This is a genomic window from Xanthomonas indica (assembly GCF_040529045.1).
GTDB lineage: Bacteria > Pseudomonadota > Gammaproteobacteria > Xanthomonadales > Xanthomonadaceae > Xanthomonas_A > Xanthomonas_A indica.
On the sequence record NZ_CP131914.1, the window covers coordinates 4,143,546 to 4,161,600 of the forward strand.

The window sequence follows — 18,055 nt, forward strand, 5'->3', positions numbered from 1 at the left end:
CCCACCCGGACCTGGCCGCTGGCTGTTCGCCGGCTACGCCATCCTCATCGCCGTGATCGGCGTCGCGCTCGCCGTCATGGGCGGGCAACTCGTCGCCGTCGGCGGCTCCTGGTACTACCTGCTCGCCGGCGTGGCGCTGGCCGTGTCCGGCCTGATGCTCGCACTGGGCCGCAGCGTCGGCCTGTGGCTGTTCGGCGTCACCCTGGCCGCCACCATCGCCTGGGCCCTGGCCGAGGTCGGCCTGGACGGCTGGGCACTGATCCCGCGCCTGGCGATGATCTCGGTGCTGGGCCTGCTGCTGTTGCCGTTCTGGAAGGTGGCGCGCTGGCGCCTGGCGCCGGTCTCCGGCATCGGCTACCTGCTGGTCGCCGGCGTGCTGCCGGTGCTCGGCGCGGCGCTGGTGTTCGTGCCGCTGCTGTTCCCGCGCACGGTGGAACTGGCCGACCCCGGCCTGGCTAAGCAGCGCCCGCAGGCCGCCTTCAGCCGCGCCACGGTGGACAGCCCCGACGGCAACGTCGCCGGCAACCACGACGCCGGCAACTGGACCGCCTATGCCGGGTCCAACCTGTCCAACCACTACAGCCCCGGCGCACAGATCACCCCGGACAACGTCAAGGACCTGAAGATCGCCTGGGAATTCCACACCGGCGACCTCAAGCCGGCCGGCTCCAAGCTCGGCTACGCGTTCCAGAACACCCCGCTGAAGGTCGGCGACCTGGTCTACATCTGCACGCCCACGCAGAAGGTGATCGCGGTGGAGGCCACCACCGGCAAGGAGCGCTGGCGCTTCGATCCGCACACCGACCCGAAGGCCATGGCCGGTGTCGCCGCCACCACCTGTCGCGGCGTGTCCTACTTCGAGGCCACCACGCCGGTCGCCGAGTGCGCCAAGCGCATCTTCTGGCCGATGGTGGACGGCCGCCTGGGCGCGCTCGACGCGCTCACCGGCAAGCTCTGCGACAGCTTCGGCAGCCACGGCTATGTCGACCTGAACAAGGACACCGGCAACACCAAGCCCGGCTTCGTCGGCCCGACCTCGCCGCCGGTGGTGATGCGCGGGGTGGTGATCCAGCCCACCGGGCAGGTTCGCGACGGCCAGGAGCGCGATGCGCCGTCCGGCGTGGTGCGCGCCTTCGATGCGGTCAGCGGGCAGCTGCGCTGGGCCTGGGACCTGGGCAACCCGGCGATCGATGCGGCCCCGCCGGCCGGGCAGACCTATACCCGCTCGACCCCGAACGTGTGGTCGCTGATGGCCGCCGACGACCAGTTGGGCCTGGTCTACCTGCCCACCGGCAACGCCTCCGGGGATTTCTTCGGCAGGCAGCGCACGCCGCAGGAAGAGGAGTACACCGCCTCGCTGGTCGCGCTGGATGCGGCCACCGGCAAGGAGCGCTGGCATTTCCGCACCATCAACCACGACCTGTGGGACTACGACATCGGCCCGCAGCCGAACCTGGTGGACTTCCCGGTCCCCGGCGGCGGCACCCGCCCGGCGGTGATCCAGGCCACCAAGTCCGGCCAGGTGTTCGTGCTCGACCGCGAGACCGGCGCACCGATCATGCCGGTGGAGCAGAAGCCGGTGCCGCAGGGCACCGACCACGGCGACTGGACCGCCAGGACCCAGCCGGTGTCGCCGGGCATGCCCAACACCGTCGGCGCGCCCAGCCACGAGTACGAGACCCTGGTCGAATCCGATGCCTGGGGCATCACCCCGTTCGACCAGCTGGTGTGCCGCATCCAGTTCAAGCGGCTGCGCTACGAGGGCATGTTCACCCCGCCGAGCCTGGGCGGTTCGCTGGCCTTCACCGGCAACCACGGCGGCATCAACTGGGGCGGCGTGTCGGTGGACCTGCAGCGCGGCATCATGGTGATGAACAGCAACCGCCTGCCCTACACCGAGCAGGTGTATCCGCGCCAGGAAATGCAGGCGCTGGGCGTGGTGTCGGTGTTCAACGGCAAGAGCAGGACGCCCGGCTACATGGCCCAGGAGGGCCTGCCCTACGGCGCGCGCAAGGAGCCGTGGATGTCGCCGCTCAACACCCCGTGCGTGGCGCCGCCGTGGGGCTATATCTCCGGCGTGGACCTGCGCACCCAGCAGGTGATCTGGCGGCGTCCGCTGGGCACCGGCTACGACCAGGGCCCGATGGGCATTCCGTCGAAGATGAAGTTCGAACTGGGCACGCCCAACAACAGCGGCTCGCTGGCCACCGCCGGCGGCGTGACCTTTATCGGCGCGGCGCTGGACAACTTCCTGCGCGGCTACGACACCCAGACCGGCAAGCTGCTGTGGGAAGTGCGCGTGCCGGCCGGGCCGCAGGCCGCACCGCTGAGCTACACCGTCGATGGCAAGCAGTACATCGTCGCCGCGATCGGCGGACACGACCGCATGGACACCAAGGCCGGCGACAGCGTGATCGCCTGGACCCTGCCCGACGCGCAGGCGCCGGCCAAGTAAGCGTCCGCCCCATCCCGCCACCGGCCCACAGGGGGCCGGTGGCGAGGACGGTCAGCCCGGCCACGCTCGAGCCGGCACGCCCGTCTGGCCTGCCGCGGATTGCCCGCGCAGCGCCCATCCTGCTGCAGCGCATCACCCACTCGCGCCTTGCCGCCCACGCCGTACAGGCGTGCAGGTCATGTGAAGTTTCCGACGAACGGCAGCTGCCGGCGATCCAGCACACCGCGCAATGCGCAGATACTGGCTGTACCCCCGCGAGATCGCGTCGCCCCTGCGGCGTTGCCCGTTGTTTCCCAGCCGGTGCACACCATGCCCTCGCCATCCGCCGCTCTCCGCCCCACCATTCCCGCGTGGCTGCGCCCGCAGTCGGCGCTGCTCGTCCTGGCCCACGTGTTGGTGCTGCTGGCGCTGACTGCCTACGCGCTGCAGGTCGGCCGCACGGTCGGGCCGACCGGATCGGCGTTGCCGCGCGTGCTGCCGGCGCTATTGGTTGCGGCCGCGGTCGCCGCGGCGCTGGCCTGGGCCGGCAGACGCAGCGCGCCACGCGCCCTGGACCGGGCCACGCAGGCGCTGCAGGCGCTGGGCGAAGGCCGCTTCGAGTACCGCGTGGACCTGGCCGGCGATGCGGCCGAGGTGGCCTTGCTGCGCGCGGTGCAGAACGCACAACACGCGCTGGCCGCACGCCAGGCGCAGACCGAGGCGGAACTGCGCCATGGCCGCTTCGTGATCCAGGCGCTGGACGATCTCGACACCATGGTGCGCATCGCCGACGACGATGGCCGCGTGCATTTCGCCAACCGCAAGCTGCTGCAGATGCTGCAGACCATCGAAGCGGACGTGCAGCGCTTCCGCCCGGAATTTCGCGCCGAGCAGTTCGTCGGCGGCAGCATCGGCGACATCTATCCGGACAGCCAGGCGGCGATCGACCGCATGCGTGCGCTGACCGGCTCCAAGCGCGTGCGCGCGCCGTTCTTCGGCCGCCAGATCGATTTCGTGTACAGCCCGATCAACGGCGCCGACGGCCGCCGCCTCGGCACTATCGCGCAGTGGGAAGAGGTGACCGCGCAGGTCAGCGCCGAACAGGCGCTGGCCACGGTGATCGAGGCCGCCGCGCGCGGCGATTTCAGTCAGCGCATCGAGACGGCGGCGATGGACGGGGTGCTCAAGTCGCTGGCCGAAGGTGTCAACCGCATCGCCGATGCGGTGGAGAGCAACCTGGCGCACCTGGCGGCGGCACTGGCGGCGCTGGCCGAAGGCGACCTCACCCATCGCGTCGACGGCCAGGCCCAGGGCGTGTTCGCGCAGTTGCGCGAGGACACCAACCGCACCGTGGCCAAGCTCACCGAGATCATCGTCGGCATCCAGGACGCGGCCGAGACCATCCGCCGCGCCGCCGCGGAAATCGCCGCGGGCAACACCGACCTGTCCGATCGCACCGAGCAGCAGGCGGCGAGCCTGGAAGAGACCGCCAGTTCGATGGAGGAGCTGACCTCGGCGGTGAAGCAGAACGCGGACAACGCGCAGCAGGCCAACGGCCTGGTGCAGAACACCGGCGAGATCGCCCGGTCCGGTGGACAGGTGATGGACGAGGTGGTGGCGACGATGCGCGCGATCAGCGCGTCCTCGCAGCGCATCGGCGAGATCATCGGAGTGATCGACGGCATCGCCTTCCAGACCAACATCCTGGCGCTCAACGCCGCGGTGGAGGCCGCACGCGCCGGCGAACAGGGCCGCGGTTTCGCCGTGGTCGCCACCGAAGTGCGTTCCCTGGCGCAGCGCTCGGCCGATGCGGCCAAGGAGATCAAGGACCTGATCGAGGCGTCCACGCGCACCGTCGGCGAAGGTGCGGCACTGGTCAACCGTGCCGGCGCCACCATGCACGAGATCGTCGGTTCGGTGCAGCGGGTGACCGGCCTGATCGGCGAGATCAGCGCCGCCAGCGGCGAGCAGTCCAGCGGTATCGAACAGGTCAACCGCACCGTGGCGCAGCTGGACGAAGTGACCCAGCGCAACGCCGCCCTGGTCGAGGAAGCCACCGCCGCCGCGCGCAGCATGGAGGAACAGGCCGGCGGCCTGGCCGCGGCGGTCGGCGTGTTCCGCCTCGACAGCCGCCGTGCCGGCGCTGCCGACGGCAAGGTGCTGCCGTTCGCGCGCGGCAGCGGCTGAGCCGGTCCGCCCAGCGCGCTCACTCCAGGAAACGCGCGCGCTGTTGCGGCTCCGGCAGGAAACACTGCGCGGTGGTGCCGAACCAGCGATGGCGGTTGCGCGCCAGCAGCCGATAGCCGGCGTCGCGCCAGCGCCGCGGCAGCAGGCGCAGCGCCGCGACGCTGCGCCACACTCCGCCAAGCCCGGCGATCACCGCGATCGCCGCATCCGAGTCGGTGAGTGCAGCATCTGGCGTCAGCAGCAGGAACGACAGCGGATCGGCCGGATCCAGCCCGTGGTCGCGCAACAGCGCGCTGCCGCGCGGCGACTGCATCGCCGCAAAGCGGTAGCGGCCGCGGCGGTCATGGCGCAGCAGGAACCGCACCCAGCGGCTGCACAGCGCACACACCCCGTCGAACACGACGATGGCCGCGTCCTCCGGCGCCGTGGGCGCCACCACCGGCGGCGGCTCAGGCCGGCGCAAGCCAGCCCTCGTAGCGGATGAACGGGCCGATCCACGGCAGCGTCACCGCAATCAGAAACGCATAGCGGCCGTCGCGCTGGTCTTCGCGGCAGTGCACGCCGGCCAGCCAGCGCCGCGGCAGCGGCAGCACGCCGAACGCCCAGGCCCGCGCCGCGCGCCATTCGATGCCCGCGCCGTCGACCCGCAGGGCGAATTCGAACACCACCGCACCCAGGCGCTCGCGCAGCCGGCCGCGGTGCAGCCACAGCCGCGAGGGCATGGCATGCCGACCGAAACGGCGCTCCCAGCACTCCCCGCGCGCGTCGGCGCGGAACACCACCTCCACCGGCGTGGCCGGTCCGGTGCGCGGCAGCCGCACCAGCCACGCGCACAGCGGCAGCAGCGGATGCCGGCCGCGGGCGACCTCGGCCTGGCCGACGTAGCGCGACCGCGGCCCCGGCGTGTGCAGCGCGCGCAGCACCGGCGGCAACTGCGCGAACGCCGGCCCCAGCACCTGCGCGAACAGCGGCGCGGTCAGGGCGCGATCCACGCCAGGGTCGCCATGCGCCCGCTGCGGCGGTCGCGCCGGTAGGAATAGAAGCGCTGCGCGTCGGCGATGGTGCACAGGCCGCCGCCGTGGACCTGGTCCGGCGCCATGCCGGCCGCGACCAGACGCTGCCGCGCCAGCGCGTACAGGTCCACCAACCAGTGCCCGGGACGGGTCGCGACGAAGGCGCTGGCCGCGGCCGGATCGTGGCGCAGGAAGGCCTCGCGGACGTCGACGCCGATCTCGTAGCGCTGCGGCCCGGCGGCCGGGCCGAGCCAGGCCTGCAGTTGCGCCGGCGCGGTGCGCAGCGCGGCGACGGTGGCCTCCAGCACGCCGCCGGCCAGGCCCTGCCAGCCAGCATGCGCGGCGCCCACCTCGCTGCCGTCGCGGGCGGCAAACACCACCGGCAGGCAGTCGGCGGTCAGGATCGCCAGCACCACGCCCGGTTCGGCGGTGACCGCGGCATCGGCGGTCGGCTCGGCGTCGATGCCGGTGCCGTGCGGCGGCCCGTCGAAGCGCAGCACCTGCACCCCGTGCACCTGCCGCAGCCAGTGCGGCGGCGTCGGCAGCGCCAGCCGCACGGCCAGTTCGTCGCGGTTGCGCTGGACCGTGGCCGGGTCGTCGCCGTCGGCGGCACTGCGGTTGCCCAGGTTGAAGCGGTCGAACGGCGGCTGTGAGGCGCCGGCGCCAGTCCGCAGGGTGGTCAGCGCGTGGACCCGCGGCGGGACCGGCCAATCGGCCTGCAGGGCGAAGTCCGGCATCAGCAGCACCCTCGGCCGACAGCGGCCGCCTTGTCGCTTCGCGGACGTCCCCGGCCGCAACCCGAGACGGTGCCGCGTGCCACGGCGCAGGAACCCGGCGACGTGGCCATGCTCAGCGCCGCGCCCGCTCGGCCGCCGCCTGCGCATCCGCGCGCAGGGAGGCCATCAGCTGCTGCAGGTCGGCCGGCACTGCGGCGGTGGCGCGAACCGGTTCGCCACTCAGCGGATGCTTGAACTCCAGGGTCTCGGCGTGCAGCGCCTGGCGCTTGAAGCCGCGCAGTTCGCCGATCAGTTCCTCGCTTGCGCCCTTGGGCAGCTTGAGCGGGCCGCCGTACAGCGGGTCGCCGACGATGGGGTGCTTCAGGTGCGCCATGTGCACGCGGATCTGGTGGGTGCGGCCGGTCTCCAGGCGGCATTCCAGGGCCGTATGCGCACGGAAGCGCTCGCGCAGCCGGTAGTGGGTGACCGCGTCGCGGCCGTCCTCGCGCACCGCCATGCGCAGGCGGTCGCGCGGATGGCGGTCGATCGGCGCGTTGGCGGTACCGCCGGAGACCAGCGCCCCGACCACCACCGCCAGGTACTGCCGGTGCACGTCGCGCGCGGACAGCTGCGCCACCAGCGAGGTGTGCGCCTGCAGGGTCCGCGCCACCACCATGGCGCCGCTGGTGTCCTTGTCCAGGCGGTGCACGATGCCGGCGCGCGGCAGCGCCGACAGCCCCGGATCGCGGTACAGCAAGGCGTTGACCAGGGTGCCGCTGGGGTTGCCGGCGCCCGGGTGCACCACCAGCCCGGCCGGCTTGTTCAGCACGATGACCTGGTCGTCCTCGTACAGCACCTCCAGCGGGATGTCCTCGGGCAGGGCGTGGGTCTGGGTGTCCAGCACCGCGTGCAGGCTGGCGATCTCGCCGCCGCGCAGCGGATCGCGCGGCCGCGCCGGGGCGCCGTCGAGCAGGGCGTCGCCGGATTTGATCCATTCGGCCAGGCGCGAGCGCGAGTATTCGGGGAACAGTTCGGCCAGCACCGCGTCGAAACGGCGGCCGGCGGCATGGTCGGGCACGCGCGCCTGGCGCGGGCCGTCGCTGGCGGCGTCCTCGGGGAGGTCCGGGGGGGTATTGGGCATGGCAGGGGCACGGCTTGGGTCGGAAAAGGAGGGTCGCGGCGGCCGTAGTCAGTCGCAGGACAGGCCACTAGGCTATCATCGCCCCTTCGTATTCCTGCCCTGCCGCGCCCGAACCCATGATCCGACGCTCCGTCCCGCTGTCCGCGCACGTCCGTTTCATCGCCCTGCTGCTGGTCACGCTGGTCGTGGCGACGGGTTGCCACCGTCAGAAGAAGAACCCCGAGGAAGGGATGCCGGTGGAGCAGCTCTACCAGAAGGCGCATGCGCAGATGGAGAGCGGCAACTGGGCCGGCGCCGAGAGCAGCTTCAAGCGGCTGATCGCGCAGTACCCTTACGGCAACTACACCGAGCAGGCGATGATCGAAAGCGCCTATGCCCAGTACAAGGCCGGCAAGCACGACGACGCGGTGTCCACCATCGACCGCTTCATTCGCACCTATCCGACCCAGCGCAACATCGCCTACATGTACTACCTGCGCGGGTTGTCCAACTCCAACCGCGACACGGTGTTCCTGCGCCGGGTGTGGTCGCTGGATCCCAGCCGCCGCGACCTGTCCACCCCGCAGCAGGCCTACGCCGACTTCAACACCGTCGCCGAGCGCTACCCGAACAGCCGCTACGCCGCCGACGCGCGCGAGCGCATGATCGCCCTGCGCAACGTGTTCGCCCAGCACGAGCTGGACAACGCGCTGTACTACCTGCGTCGCGACGCCTGGGTGTCGGCCGCCTCGCGCGCCACCTACCTGCTCGAGACCTACCCGCAGAGCGCCTACCAGTACGACGCGGTGGCGGTGCTGGCCGATGCCTACACCCACCTCGGCAATAAGACCCTGGCCGCCGACGCGCGCCGCGTGCTGGAGCTCAACGATCCGCAGCATCCGTGGCTGACCGGCAACTGGCCGAAGTACCCGTGGATGATCCGCAAGCTCAATCCGTTCGCCGGCGAGAAGTCCGCCGCCACCGGACAGTCCAACTCGCAGATGCAGCGCTGATCCACCGCGCCGGCGGGATGCACACCGACAGGGGCCGCAAGGCCCCTGTCGCGTTCTGGGGACCACTATGGCGCCGCCCTGCCCTGCAATGGCGGGCCGATCCGGCACGGCACTCGGCGGCTGACACCCGCGGCAGTGCGACGGTGCCGGGCCTGCCCCGCGTCGCGGACTGCGACGCGCGCCCCAATCCGGACGATTGTCGGCCAGACCGCTGCGCAGCCTTGCTAGGCTGCCCCCACACCTCCTCCGTGCCGATCCGCTGGGACCCCTGCCCATGCCCATCCTGCGCCCGCTGTCGTGGTTGTTCGCCGCCGTCTTCTCCGCCGCCGCTCTGCCGGCCGCCGCAGCACCGGCCATCGTGTACGGCGTCAACGGCCACGACGGCCGCCAGGCCTACCCGCTCAGCCAGAGCGAGGCGGTGTTCCGTTTGCTCGACCAGCGCAACCTGCGCAGCTACCGCTTCGACGTCGACCCGCGCAACTTCACCGTGCTCGACACGTTGGTGCAGCTCTCGCGCAAGTACAACATCGCGCTGCGGCCGATGGTGTATCCGATGTCGCAGGAGATCGGCTACGCGCTGGCGCGGCGCTATGCCAACGAGATCAAGGTCTGGGAGATCGGCAACGAGCAGGACCTGGACCGTGCCGCCGCCCCGGCGCGGATCGCGGCGATGACCACGATGTACCGCGGCATGAAGCAGGCCTCCGACGAAGTGGGCGCCGGCCTGCAGTTCACCATCAACATCACCGCCTGCAACAGCGACGATCATTCGGCCACCGCACGCTGCCCCGGCGACCGCAACGGCTCGCTGTGGTTCCTGGACCAGGCCAAGGCCGCCGGCTTCGACTTCGACCGCATCAGCTTCCACTACTACGCCTTCCACGGGGAGCGCGGCTACTGGATGGACCTGTATCTCGGACAACTGCGCGCCGCCGCGCAGAAGTACGGCACCAAGGTGTACGTCAACGAGCTCAACTGCGCCGAGATCTACACCGGCAACACCGATGGCGGCTACCCCGGCGATGGCGCCTGCTACGACAGCGTGGCGGAACTGCTGCAGACCCTGCGCAGCGACTACGCCGACGTGGTCGCCGAGATCAATCTCTACGAACTGCTCGACCAGCCGGACCAGCAGGGCGCGGAAGCCCATTTCGGCCTGATGTACGACCTGAGCCGGCCGAAGCCGACCCTGGGCCTGCTGACCGACGCCGCCCGCTGAGCGTGCCGCGTCTTCGCGCGGCGTGGTCGCCGCCTGCGGCTATGCTGCGGCGATGTTCGAACTGCATCGGGTCACCCGCCGCTACGGCGACACGCTGGCACTGGACCAGGTCGATCTTTGCATCGCCCCCGGCCGCACCACCGCGTTGATCGGCCCCAGCGGCGCCGGCAAGTCCAGCGTGCTGCGCCTGCTGCTGGGGCTGGAATGGCCGGATCGCGGCGAGGTGCGCTTCCAGGGCGAGCCGCTGCGCCGCGCCACCCTGCTGGCGCAGCGCCGGCGCATCGGCTACGTGATCCAGGAAGGCGGCTTGTTCCCGCACCTGAGCGCGCGCGACAACGCCGCCTTGCTGGCGCGCACGCTGGGCTGGACGCGGCCGCGCATCGCCGCGCGCCTGCACGAGCTGGCGGCCTTGTGCCGGCTGCCGGAAGCGCTGCTGGCGCGGTACCCGGCCGAGCTGTCCGGCGGCCAGCGCCAGCGCGTGGGCCTGATCCGCGCGCTGTTGCTGGACCCGCCGGTATTGCTGCTGGACGAACCGCTGGGTGCGCTCGACCCGATCGTGCGCCGCGAACTGCAGACACAGATGCGCGAGCTGTTCGCGCTGCTGGGCAAGACCGTGGTGCTGGTGACCCACGACGTCGCCGAGGCCGCCTACCTGGGCGACACCCTGGTGCTGATGCGTGGCGGCCGCGTGCTGCAGGAAGGCAGCGCGCGCCACCTGCTCGAGGCGCCGGCCGATCCGTTCGTCGGTCAGTTCCTGCAGGCGCAGCGCACCCTGGAGGATGCGCGGTGACGTCGCCAGGCGCGCGCTGGCGCGCGGTCGTGCTGGTCGCCTTGGGCGCTGTGGCCAGCCTGTCGGGCCTGCCGGCGGCTGCCGCGGAGACCAAGGTCGTGGTCGGCTCGAAGAACTTCACCGAAGCGGTGGTGCTGGGCGAGATCGCCGCCGGTGCCGGACGCCAGGCCGGGGTCGAGGTCGAACACCGCCGCCAGCTCGGCGGCACCCGCATCCTGTGGCGCGCGCTGGAGCAAGGCTCGATCGACGCCTATGCCGAGTACACCGGTACCCTGGCCGCCGAACTGCTGCAGATGCCGGGCGCCGACGACGCCGCGCTGCGGCAGGCGCTGGCGCAGCGCGGCCTGGCGATGAGCGCGCCGCTGGGCTTCGACAACACCTATGCGTTCGGCATGCGCCGGCAACGCGCGCAGGCGCTGGGCATCGTGCGCCTGTCCGACCTGGCCGCGCATCCGAGGCTCAAGTTCGGGCTGAGCAACGAATTCGTCTCGCGCGCCGACGGCTGGCCCGGCGTGCGCGCCGCCTACGGGCTGCCGCAGACGCCCACCGGCCTGGACCACGACCTCGCCTACCGCGCACTGGACAGTGGCGCGATCGACCTCACCGACCTGTACAGCACCGACGCCGAGATCCCCGCGCACGACCTGCTGGTGCTGCAGGACGACAGGCATTACTTCCCGCGCTATGCCGCGGTGTTCCTGTATCGCGCCGATCTGGCGCAGCGCGCGCCGCGCTTCGTGCAGGCGCTGCGGGGACTGGGCGGACGCATCGACGCGGCGACCATGCAGCGGCTCAACGCCGAGGCCAAGCTCGACAAGCGCGCCGAGAGCGCCATCGCCGCGCACTGGCTGGGCATCGCCGCACCGGCCCAGGACGGACGCCTGCAACGGCTGTTGCAACGCACCCGCGAACACCTGGCACTGGTCGGGCTGTCGCTGGGCCTGGCCCTGCTGGTGGCGCTGCCGCTGGGCATCCTGGCAGCGTACCGGCCACGGCTCGGCCAGGGAGTGCTGGCGCTGACCGGCGTGCTGCAGACGCTGCCGTCGCTGGCGGTGTTCGTGTTCATGATCCCGCTGTTCGGCATCGGCGCCAAGCCGGCGATCGCCGCGCTGTTCCTGTACAGCCTGCTGCCGATCGTGCGCAACACGCACGCCGGCATCACCGGCATTCCTCGCGAGCTGCGCGAGACCGCCGCCGCGCTCGGCCTGCCGCCAGGCACCCGGCTGGGGCGGATCGAACTGCCGCTGGCGCTGCGCACCATCCTCGCCGGCATCAAGACCGCGGCGGTGATCAATGTCGGCACCGCGACCCTGGGCGCCCTGATCGGCGCCGGCGGCTACGGCCAGCCGATCCTCACCGGCATCCGCCTGGACGACCTCGGCCTGATCCTGGAAGGCGCGGTGCCGGCCGCGCTGCTGGCGTTGCTGGTCCAGGGCCTGTTCGAGCTGCTGGAACGCGCGCTGACCCCGCGCGGGTTGCGCCTGGCGGCGCGGCGGTGAACCGGGCGCCGCGCCACGGCCGTCAGAGGTGCGACCGGCCGTGGCAACCGCCACCCGCGCGAAACGCATCACACCGGCAATGGGTCGCGGCTGAAGCCGCGCCTACGGCCTGCATGCCGTTTCTCCCGTAGGAGCGGCTTCAGCCGCGACCAACGAAGCCATGCACCCAACAGGATCGCCGATCCGGATCGGTAATCGGCTGTTTTTCCATCGAAACTGAAACCGGACAACGATCGCACGCACGTGCGTTCATGCACGCGCCGCAGCCACCACCTCTTGGGCAAGGCCACGCATCGCCTCCGGCGTCAGCTGCAGATACGGGGCGATGCGCAGCGCACCATGGCGATGGGTACAGATGACCTGCGCAGGCTGCAGCCATGGCAGCAACACCGGCATCGTCGATGCCGGCGGACGCAGTGCGTACAGGTGCGGCGCGTGCCCGGGCACGGTCCAGTCGCCCGCGCCCAGCGCATGCAGTTCGGCGTCGAATGCCCCGCCAAGCTCGCCGAGCCGCTGTGCGATGCGCGCCGGCTGCCACCGCTGCACCTGCTGCAGCGCGGCGCTGGCCATCGCCAGGCGCAGCGGATCGGCGACGCCGCCGGCATCGAAGCGGCGCGCGCCGCTGCGGTAGGGCGGCGGCGCTTCGGCCGGGAACTGCCAGTCGCCGCCCGGATCGCGCGCCTGCCAGTGCTGCTCGAACGGCACGCCGTGCGCGCGCCAGTGCGGGGAGGCCCACAGCCACGCCAGCCCCATCGGCCCGAGCAGCCATTTGTGCCCGACCGACACCACGAAATCCGGCCGCCAGGCGTCCAGGCGCACCGGCAGCACGCCCAGGCTCTGGCTCAGGTCCAGCACCAGCATCGCGCCGGCCGCATGCACGCGCGGCGCGATGCGGTCCAGATCCAGCAGACCGCCATCGCGCCAATACGCATTCGGCAATGTCGCCACACGCACGCGCGGCTGCGCGTCGAGCGTGGCCAGCACCGCGTCGGTCCAGTCCTCGCCCGGCGCCCGCCGCACCACCGCGAGATGCGCGCCGCTCTCCGCGCAGCGTTGCTGCCACGCCAACAGGTTGGAGGGGAACTGGCCATCGAGCAGCAGCACCGCATCGCCGGGCGCCAGCGGCACCTGCCGCGCCGAGATGGCCAGTCCGTAGGCCGCCGACGGCACCATCGCCACGCCTTCACTGTCGCCCGAGAACACGGTGGCTGCGGCCAGCGCACGCAGGTCTTCGATCTGCGCGCGCCAGGTATCGAAGGACAGCGTCCACGGCGCGATCGCGTCGGCCAACGCCGCCTGCCCCGCGGCCAGCGCACGGTGCAGGCGCGGCCCCTTGCTGGCAGTGTCGAGGTAGCGCACTCCGGCCGGCAAGGCGAACGCATCCGCCGCGGCATCGAGGTCGACCAGTTCGCCGGCGCAAGCCGGACCGGCAGCATGGGGCGAGGCGTTCGTAGACATGTGTCTAGGGTAACGCCGCGGTCCGCGACGCGTGACGGTCCGTTCACGCCGCTGCGCTAAGACTGGGTCGATGCAAGCGATCTCTCCGGCGTCACCGCCCTCGCCCATCGCGTCCGTCGCGACGCTGGCGGACCGCCTGCGCCGCGTGCGCGCCCGCAGCCGTCATCTCGCCGCGCCATTGAGCGAAGAAGATGCGATGGTGCAGAGCATGGACGACGCCAGCCCGGCCAAATGGCATCTGGCGCATACCACCTGGTTCTTCGAGCGTTTCGTGCTCGGCGCCGATCCGGCGTACCGCGCGCACGATCCGCAGTGGGACTACCTGTTCAACAGTTACTACCAGAGCATCGGCCCGGCGCATGCGCGGCCGCATCGCGGCCTGCTGTCGCGGCCCTCGCTGACGCAGGTGCTGGAGTACCGGAACGAGATCGAAACCCGTGTGCTGGCGCAGTTGCAGGCCGGCACGCTGGCGCCGCAGACCCTGCAGATCCTGGAGTTGGGCCTGCAGCACGAGCAGCAGCACCAGGAGTTGCTGCTCACCGACATCAAGCACGCGTTCTGGCGCAGTCCATTGGGCCCGGCCTATCGCGCCGACCTGGCGACGCAGCACGCGCCGGCGTCCCCGCTGCGCTGGCTGCAGCGCGATGAGCAGATCAGCGAGATCGGTGCCGCGCCGTGGCCGGCGCATGCCGACTTCGCCTACGACAACGAATCGCCGCGGCATCGCGTACTGGTGCCGGCGCATACGCTGGCCAGCCGTCCGGTGAGCAATGCCGAGTACGCCGAGTTCATCGCCGATGGCGGCTATCGCACGGTCGGGCTGTGGCTCAGCGACGGCTGGGCCAAGCGTTGCGCCGAGGACTGGCAGCGCCCGCTGTACTGGCATGCCGACGGCGCGCGCGAATTCACTCTCGGCGGCTGGCGCGAACGCGATCCGCACGCACCGGTATGCCATCTCAGCCTGTTCGAAGCCGATGCGTTCGCGCGCTGGGCCGGCGCACGCCTGCCGACCGAGGCGGAGTGGGAACAGGCGGCCGCCGGCGTCGCCATCGCCGGCAACTTCGTCGAGCGCGACGCGCTGCATCCGCAGTCGACGGCGCCGGCCAGTACCGGCCTGCAGCAGTTGTTCGGCGATGTCTGGGAATGGACTGGCAGTGCCTACCTGCCCTACCCCGGCTTCCGCCCGTGGTCGGGCACGCTGGGCGAATACAACGGCAAGTTCATGAACGCGCAGTGGGTGTTGCGCGGCGGCAGTTGCGCCACGCCACACGATCACATCCGCGCCAGCTACCGCAATTTCTTCCCCTCCGATGCGCGGTGGCAGTTCGCCGGCGTGCGCCTGGCCAAGGATCCCGCATGAATGCCGCAACCGCCCGCGCCCTGACCGAAGCCGCCCTCACCGATCTGCACCCGCAGGCCGACGACATTGCCGCCGACGCGATCGCCGGCCTGTCGTGCAGCCCCAAGCAGTTGCCGTCCAAGTACTTCTACGACGCCGAGGGCTCGCGCCTGTTCGAGGCGATCACCCGCCAGCCCGAGTACTACCTGACCCGCACCGAGCTGGACCTGCTGGAAGCGCGGATGCCGTCGATCGCGCAGGCGATCGGCACCGGCGCGCACGTGGTGGAACTGGGCAGCGGCAGCGGCCGCAAGACCCAGCTGGTGCTGGACGGCCTGCGCATGCCGGTGGCCTACACCCCCATCGAGATTTCCCGCGACATGCTGATGTCCAGCACCGCGCGGCTGGCCGAGCGCTTCCCGCACATCCAGATGCTGCCGGTATGCGCCGACTTCACCGCGCCGGTGGCGCTGCCGGCGCCGCAGCGCGGCGCGCGCCGCACCCTGGTGTTCTTCCCCGGCTCGACCCTGGGCAACTTCACCCGCGAGGACGGCATCGCCCTGCTGCGCTCGATGCGCCAGACCATGGGCGCGGACGGCTGCGCGCTGATCGGCATCGACCTGGTCAAGGACACGGCGCTGCTGGAGGCGGCCTACAACGACGCCGCCGGGGTCACTGCCGCCTTCACCCTGAACCTGCTGCGCCGGCTCAACCGCGAGATCGGCAGCGACTTCGACCTCGCGCAGTTCCGCCATCATGCGGTGTACTCGGAAGCGCGCGAGCGCATCGAGACCTTCCTGGTCAGCCAGTGCGCCCAACAGGTGACGGTGGCCGGGCAGCGCTTCGATTTCGCCGACGGCGAAGCGATGCAGGTCGAGTACAGCCACAAGTACACCGACCAGAGCTTCGCGGCGATGGCCGCCGAAGCCGGCCTGCGTGTCAGCCATGGCTGGAATGCGCAGGACGATGCGTTCGGGTTGCGGTTGCTGCAGGCGGTCTGAAGGGCGGGATTGGGGAATCGGGATTGGGGATTGGCAAAAGCGAGCCCGGCACGCGCGGTGGCGGCTTCCTGTCAACGACATCCCTCGTAGGAGCGGCTTCAGCCGCGACGGGCTTTACTGGTAAAGCCCGTCGCGGCTGAAGCCGCTCCTACAGATGAGACAGATGCCAGGTCGACGACCGCGTCAGGCCTGGTACCCGTTGCTGATCGGATAGCGCCGCTCGCGTCCGAAGGCGCGGCGCGACACCTTGGGCCCCGGCGCGGCCTGGTGGCGCTTCCATTCGCTGATGCGCACCAGTCGCACCACCCGGTCGACCACCTCGGCGGCATAGCCGGCGGCGACGATTTCGTCGCGCGATTCTTCCTGGTCGACGTAGCGGTACAGGATGCCGTCGAGCACGTCGTACGGCGGCAACGAATCCTGGTCGGTCTGGTTGGCGCGCAGTTCCGCCGAGGGCGGCCGCGCGATCACCGCCGGCGGGATCACCGGCGTGCCGCCGACCGTATTGCGCCACTTCGCCAGGCCGAACACCTCGGTCTTGTACAGGTCCTTCAGCGGCGCATAGCCGCCGCACATGTCGCCGTAGATGGTGGCGTAGCCCACCGCGTACTCGCTCTTGTTGCCGGTGGTGAGCAGCAGGCCGCCGAACTTGTTGGCCAGCGCCATCAGGATCACGCCGCGGCTGCGCGACTGCAGGTTCTCCTCGGTGACGTCGGGTTCGGTGCCGGCGAACAGCGGGCCGAGCGCGCTCAGCAAGCCCTCGAACGCCGGCTCGATCGCCACCGTCTCCAGCTTCACGCCGAGGACGCGGCACTGGTCCGCGGCTAGGTCGTTGGACAGGTCGGCGGTATAGCGCGACGGCAAGCGCACCGCGGTGACGTTGTCCGCGCCCAGCGCGTCCACCGCCATCGCCAGCACCAGCGCCGAATCGATGCCACCGGACAGGCCAAGCCAGACCTTGGAAAAGCGATTCTTGGCGCAGTAGTCCTGCAGCCCGCGCACCACCGCGCGCCAGGCCAGCGCATCCATGCTCTCGTCGCCGTCGTCGGTCCAGCGCAGCGGCGCGAAACGGCGTGCGGCGGTGTCGTATTCCACCACCAGCCACTGGTCGGTGAAGGCGGCCGCCGCCGGATGCACGGTGCCGTCGCCGTCGGCCACCACCGAGGCGCCGTCGAACACCAGCGCGTCCTGGCCGCCGACCACGTTGAGATAGGCCAGCGCCGCGCCGCTCTCGCGGCTGCGCTCGGCCAGCAGGGCATCGCGCTGCGCATGCTTGCCGCGCTCGTAGGGCGAGGCGTTGGGCACCAGCACCAGTTCCGCGCCCGCCCGCACGGTCGCCGCCAACGGCTCCGGGAACCACAGGTCCTCGCAGATCACCAGGCCCACCGGCGTGCCCTTGACCTCGAACACGCAGTTCTCGCCGTCCGGGTCGACGTCGAAATAGCGGCGCTCGTCGAACACCGCGTAATTGGGCAGTTCGCGCTTGCGATAGGTCCGCTCGATGCGGCCGCCGCGCAGCACGCTGGCAGCGTTGTAGACCACGCTGCCGGCACTCTGCGGCCAGCCGACCACCGCGACGATGCCGTGCACCTGCGCGGCGACGCGCTGTACCGCGCGCTCGCAATCGGCCAGGAAGCCCGGCCGCAGCAGCAGGTCCTCCGGCGGATAGCCGCTGACCGCCAGTTCCGGGAACAGCACCACGTCGGCGCCGTACTCGTCGCGCGCCTCCTCGATCAACGCGATGATCCGGTCGGTGTTCTGGGCCACGGCGCCGACCGGGAAATCGAACTGGGCCATGGCGAGACGGAGGGAGGCGGACATAGGCAACCTTGCGGGAACGAAGGGAAGACACGCAGGCGCCACGCGAGCGCATCGCACCTGCCGCGGCGCCGCTGCTTCGCGTGGCGCCCTGCGCAGTGTAGCGCCGTGCCGGGTTGCGGCCGGTGATGCGCATGCCGCCACGTTGGAGTGCAGGCATGTCGCCCGGGCAAGCCACATCTTCGATGCGCACATGGCGGCAGCCACGGCGATGCCACAGGCCGCGCGCTCTGCTGCACGCCCCGAGAAAGCGGCTTAGCCAGGCACCCCGCGTCGCGACTGAAGTCGCTCCCACAGCAACATGCACGACCAACAGAAATCGCTGGCGCATGCACCGCGCGTCGCCGCCGAAGCCGCGCTCACTCCAGGGACAGCACGTGCTGACGCGCCACTGTGGGCGGGACTTCAGTCCCGACTGCAGCAATCCCGCAGCGCCGCCCCGCCACCG

Annotated in this window: 14 protein-coding genes; 8 read left to right on the plus strand and 6 right to left on the minus strand. The window is 71.2% G+C overall.

The features are described from left to right. The first annotated feature begins 22 nt into the window (after positions 1-22). Complete coding sequence (locus Q7W82_RS17865) at positions 23-2,455, plus strand: membrane-bound PQQ-dependent dehydrogenase, glucose/quinate/shikimate family (protein ID WP_242161064.1); 2,433 nt, start codon at positions 23-25, stop codon at positions 2,453-2,455. A 309-nt stretch (positions 2,456-2,764) separates the two neighbouring features. After that, complete coding sequence (locus Q7W82_RS17870) at positions 2,765-4,621, plus strand: methyl-accepting chemotaxis protein (RefSeq protein ID WP_242161031.1); 1,857 nt, start codon at positions 2,765-2,767, stop codon at positions 4,619-4,621. 19 nt (positions 4,622-4,640) lie between these two features. On the opposite strand, the gene Q7W82_RS17875 is transcribed toward Q7W82_RS17870, so the two are convergent. The 4 genes from Q7W82_RS17875 to rluD form a co-directional block, all read right to left on the minus strand. After that, positions 4,641-5,060, minus strand: coding sequence for a thiol-disulfide oxidoreductase DCC family protein (locus Q7W82_RS17875; RefSeq protein ID WP_242161063.1), 420 nt, complete (start codon positions 5,058-5,060; stop codon positions 4,641-4,643). Positions 5,061-5,070: 10 nt separating this feature from the next. Beyond that, positions 5,071-5,613: a DUF4166 domain-containing protein gene (locus Q7W82_RS17880; RefSeq protein WP_160947592.1), complete on the minus strand. Its 543-nt coding sequence runs from the start codon at positions 5,611-5,613 to the stop codon at positions 5,071-5,073. Further along, positions 5,598-6,371 (minus strand): peptidoglycan editing factor PgeF, encoded by a 774-nt coding sequence (gene pgeF / locus Q7W82_RS17885; RefSeq protein ID WP_242161030.1) that lies wholly within the window; start codon positions 6,369-6,371, stop codon positions 5,598-5,600. The genes Q7W82_RS17880 and pgeF overlap by 16 nt, the downstream gene beginning before the upstream one ends. Positions 6,372-6,483: 112 nt before the next feature. After that, positions 6,484-7,491, minus strand: a complete 1,008-nt coding sequence (rluD, locus tag Q7W82_RS17890; RefSeq protein WP_160947590.1) for a 23S rRNA pseudouridine(1911/1915/1917) synthase RluD — start codon at positions 7,489-7,491, stop codon at positions 6,484-6,486. Between the two features lie 116 nt (positions 7,492-7,607). Here rluD and Q7W82_RS17895 point away from each other — a divergent pair, with 116 nt between their 5' ends. From Q7W82_RS17895 to Q7W82_RS17910, 4 genes are all read left to right on the plus strand, one after another. Continuing rightward, the gene (locus Q7W82_RS17895; protein WP_019797124.1) at positions 7,608-8,483 is read left to right on the plus strand and encodes an outer membrane protein assembly factor BamD; all 876 of its coding nucleotides are present in this window, start codon (positions 7,608-7,610) and stop codon (positions 8,481-8,483) included. A gap of 274 nt (positions 8,484-8,757) precedes the next feature. Further along, entirely contained in the window at positions 8,758-9,702 is a 945-nt protein-coding gene (locus Q7W82_RS17900) for a hypothetical protein (protein ID WP_242161029.1), read from the plus strand. Positions 9,703-9,754: 52 nt separating this feature from the next. Beyond that, positions 9,755-10,492, plus strand: coding sequence for an ATP-binding cassette domain-containing protein (locus Q7W82_RS17905; protein WP_160947588.1), 738 nt, complete (start codon positions 9,755-9,757; stop codon positions 10,490-10,492). A 41-nt stretch (positions 10,493-10,533) separates the two neighbouring features. Beyond that, the gene (locus tag Q7W82_RS17910; protein ID WP_242161062.1) at positions 10,534-11,991 is read left to right on the plus strand and encodes a glycine betaine ABC transporter substrate-binding protein; all 1,458 of its coding nucleotides are present in this window, start codon (positions 10,534-10,536) and stop codon (positions 11,989-11,991) included. Positions 11,992-12,240: 249 nt separating this feature from the next. Here the strand turns inward: Q7W82_RS17910 and Q7W82_RS17915 are convergent, their stop codons facing one another. Continuing rightward, complete coding sequence (locus Q7W82_RS17915) at positions 12,241-13,449, minus strand: aminotransferase class V-fold PLP-dependent enzyme (RefSeq protein WP_242161028.1); 1,209 nt, start codon at positions 13,447-13,449, stop codon at positions 12,241-12,243. Positions 13,450-13,519: 70 nt separating this feature from the next. Here Q7W82_RS17915 and egtB point away from each other — a divergent pair, with 70 nt between their 5' ends. Next, positions 13,520-14,809, plus strand: coding sequence for an ergothioneine biosynthesis protein EgtB (egtB, locus tag Q7W82_RS17920; protein WP_242161027.1), 1,290 nt, complete (start codon positions 13,520-13,522; stop codon positions 14,807-14,809). After that, positions 14,806-15,789 (plus strand): L-histidine N(alpha)-methyltransferase, encoded by a 984-nt coding sequence (gene egtD / locus Q7W82_RS17925; RefSeq protein ID WP_242161026.1) that lies wholly within the window; start codon positions 14,806-14,808, stop codon positions 15,787-15,789. Before egtB ends, egtD begins: the two co-directional genes overlap by 4 nt. Positions 15,790-15,972: 183 nt before the next feature. On the opposite strand, the gene Q7W82_RS17930 is transcribed toward egtD, so the two are convergent. Beyond that, positions 15,973-17,610: an NAD+ synthase gene (locus Q7W82_RS17930; protein ID WP_242161025.1), complete on the minus strand. Its 1,638-nt coding sequence runs from the start codon at positions 17,608-17,610 to the stop codon at positions 15,973-15,975. Positions 17,611-18,055: the final 445 nt, after the last annotated feature.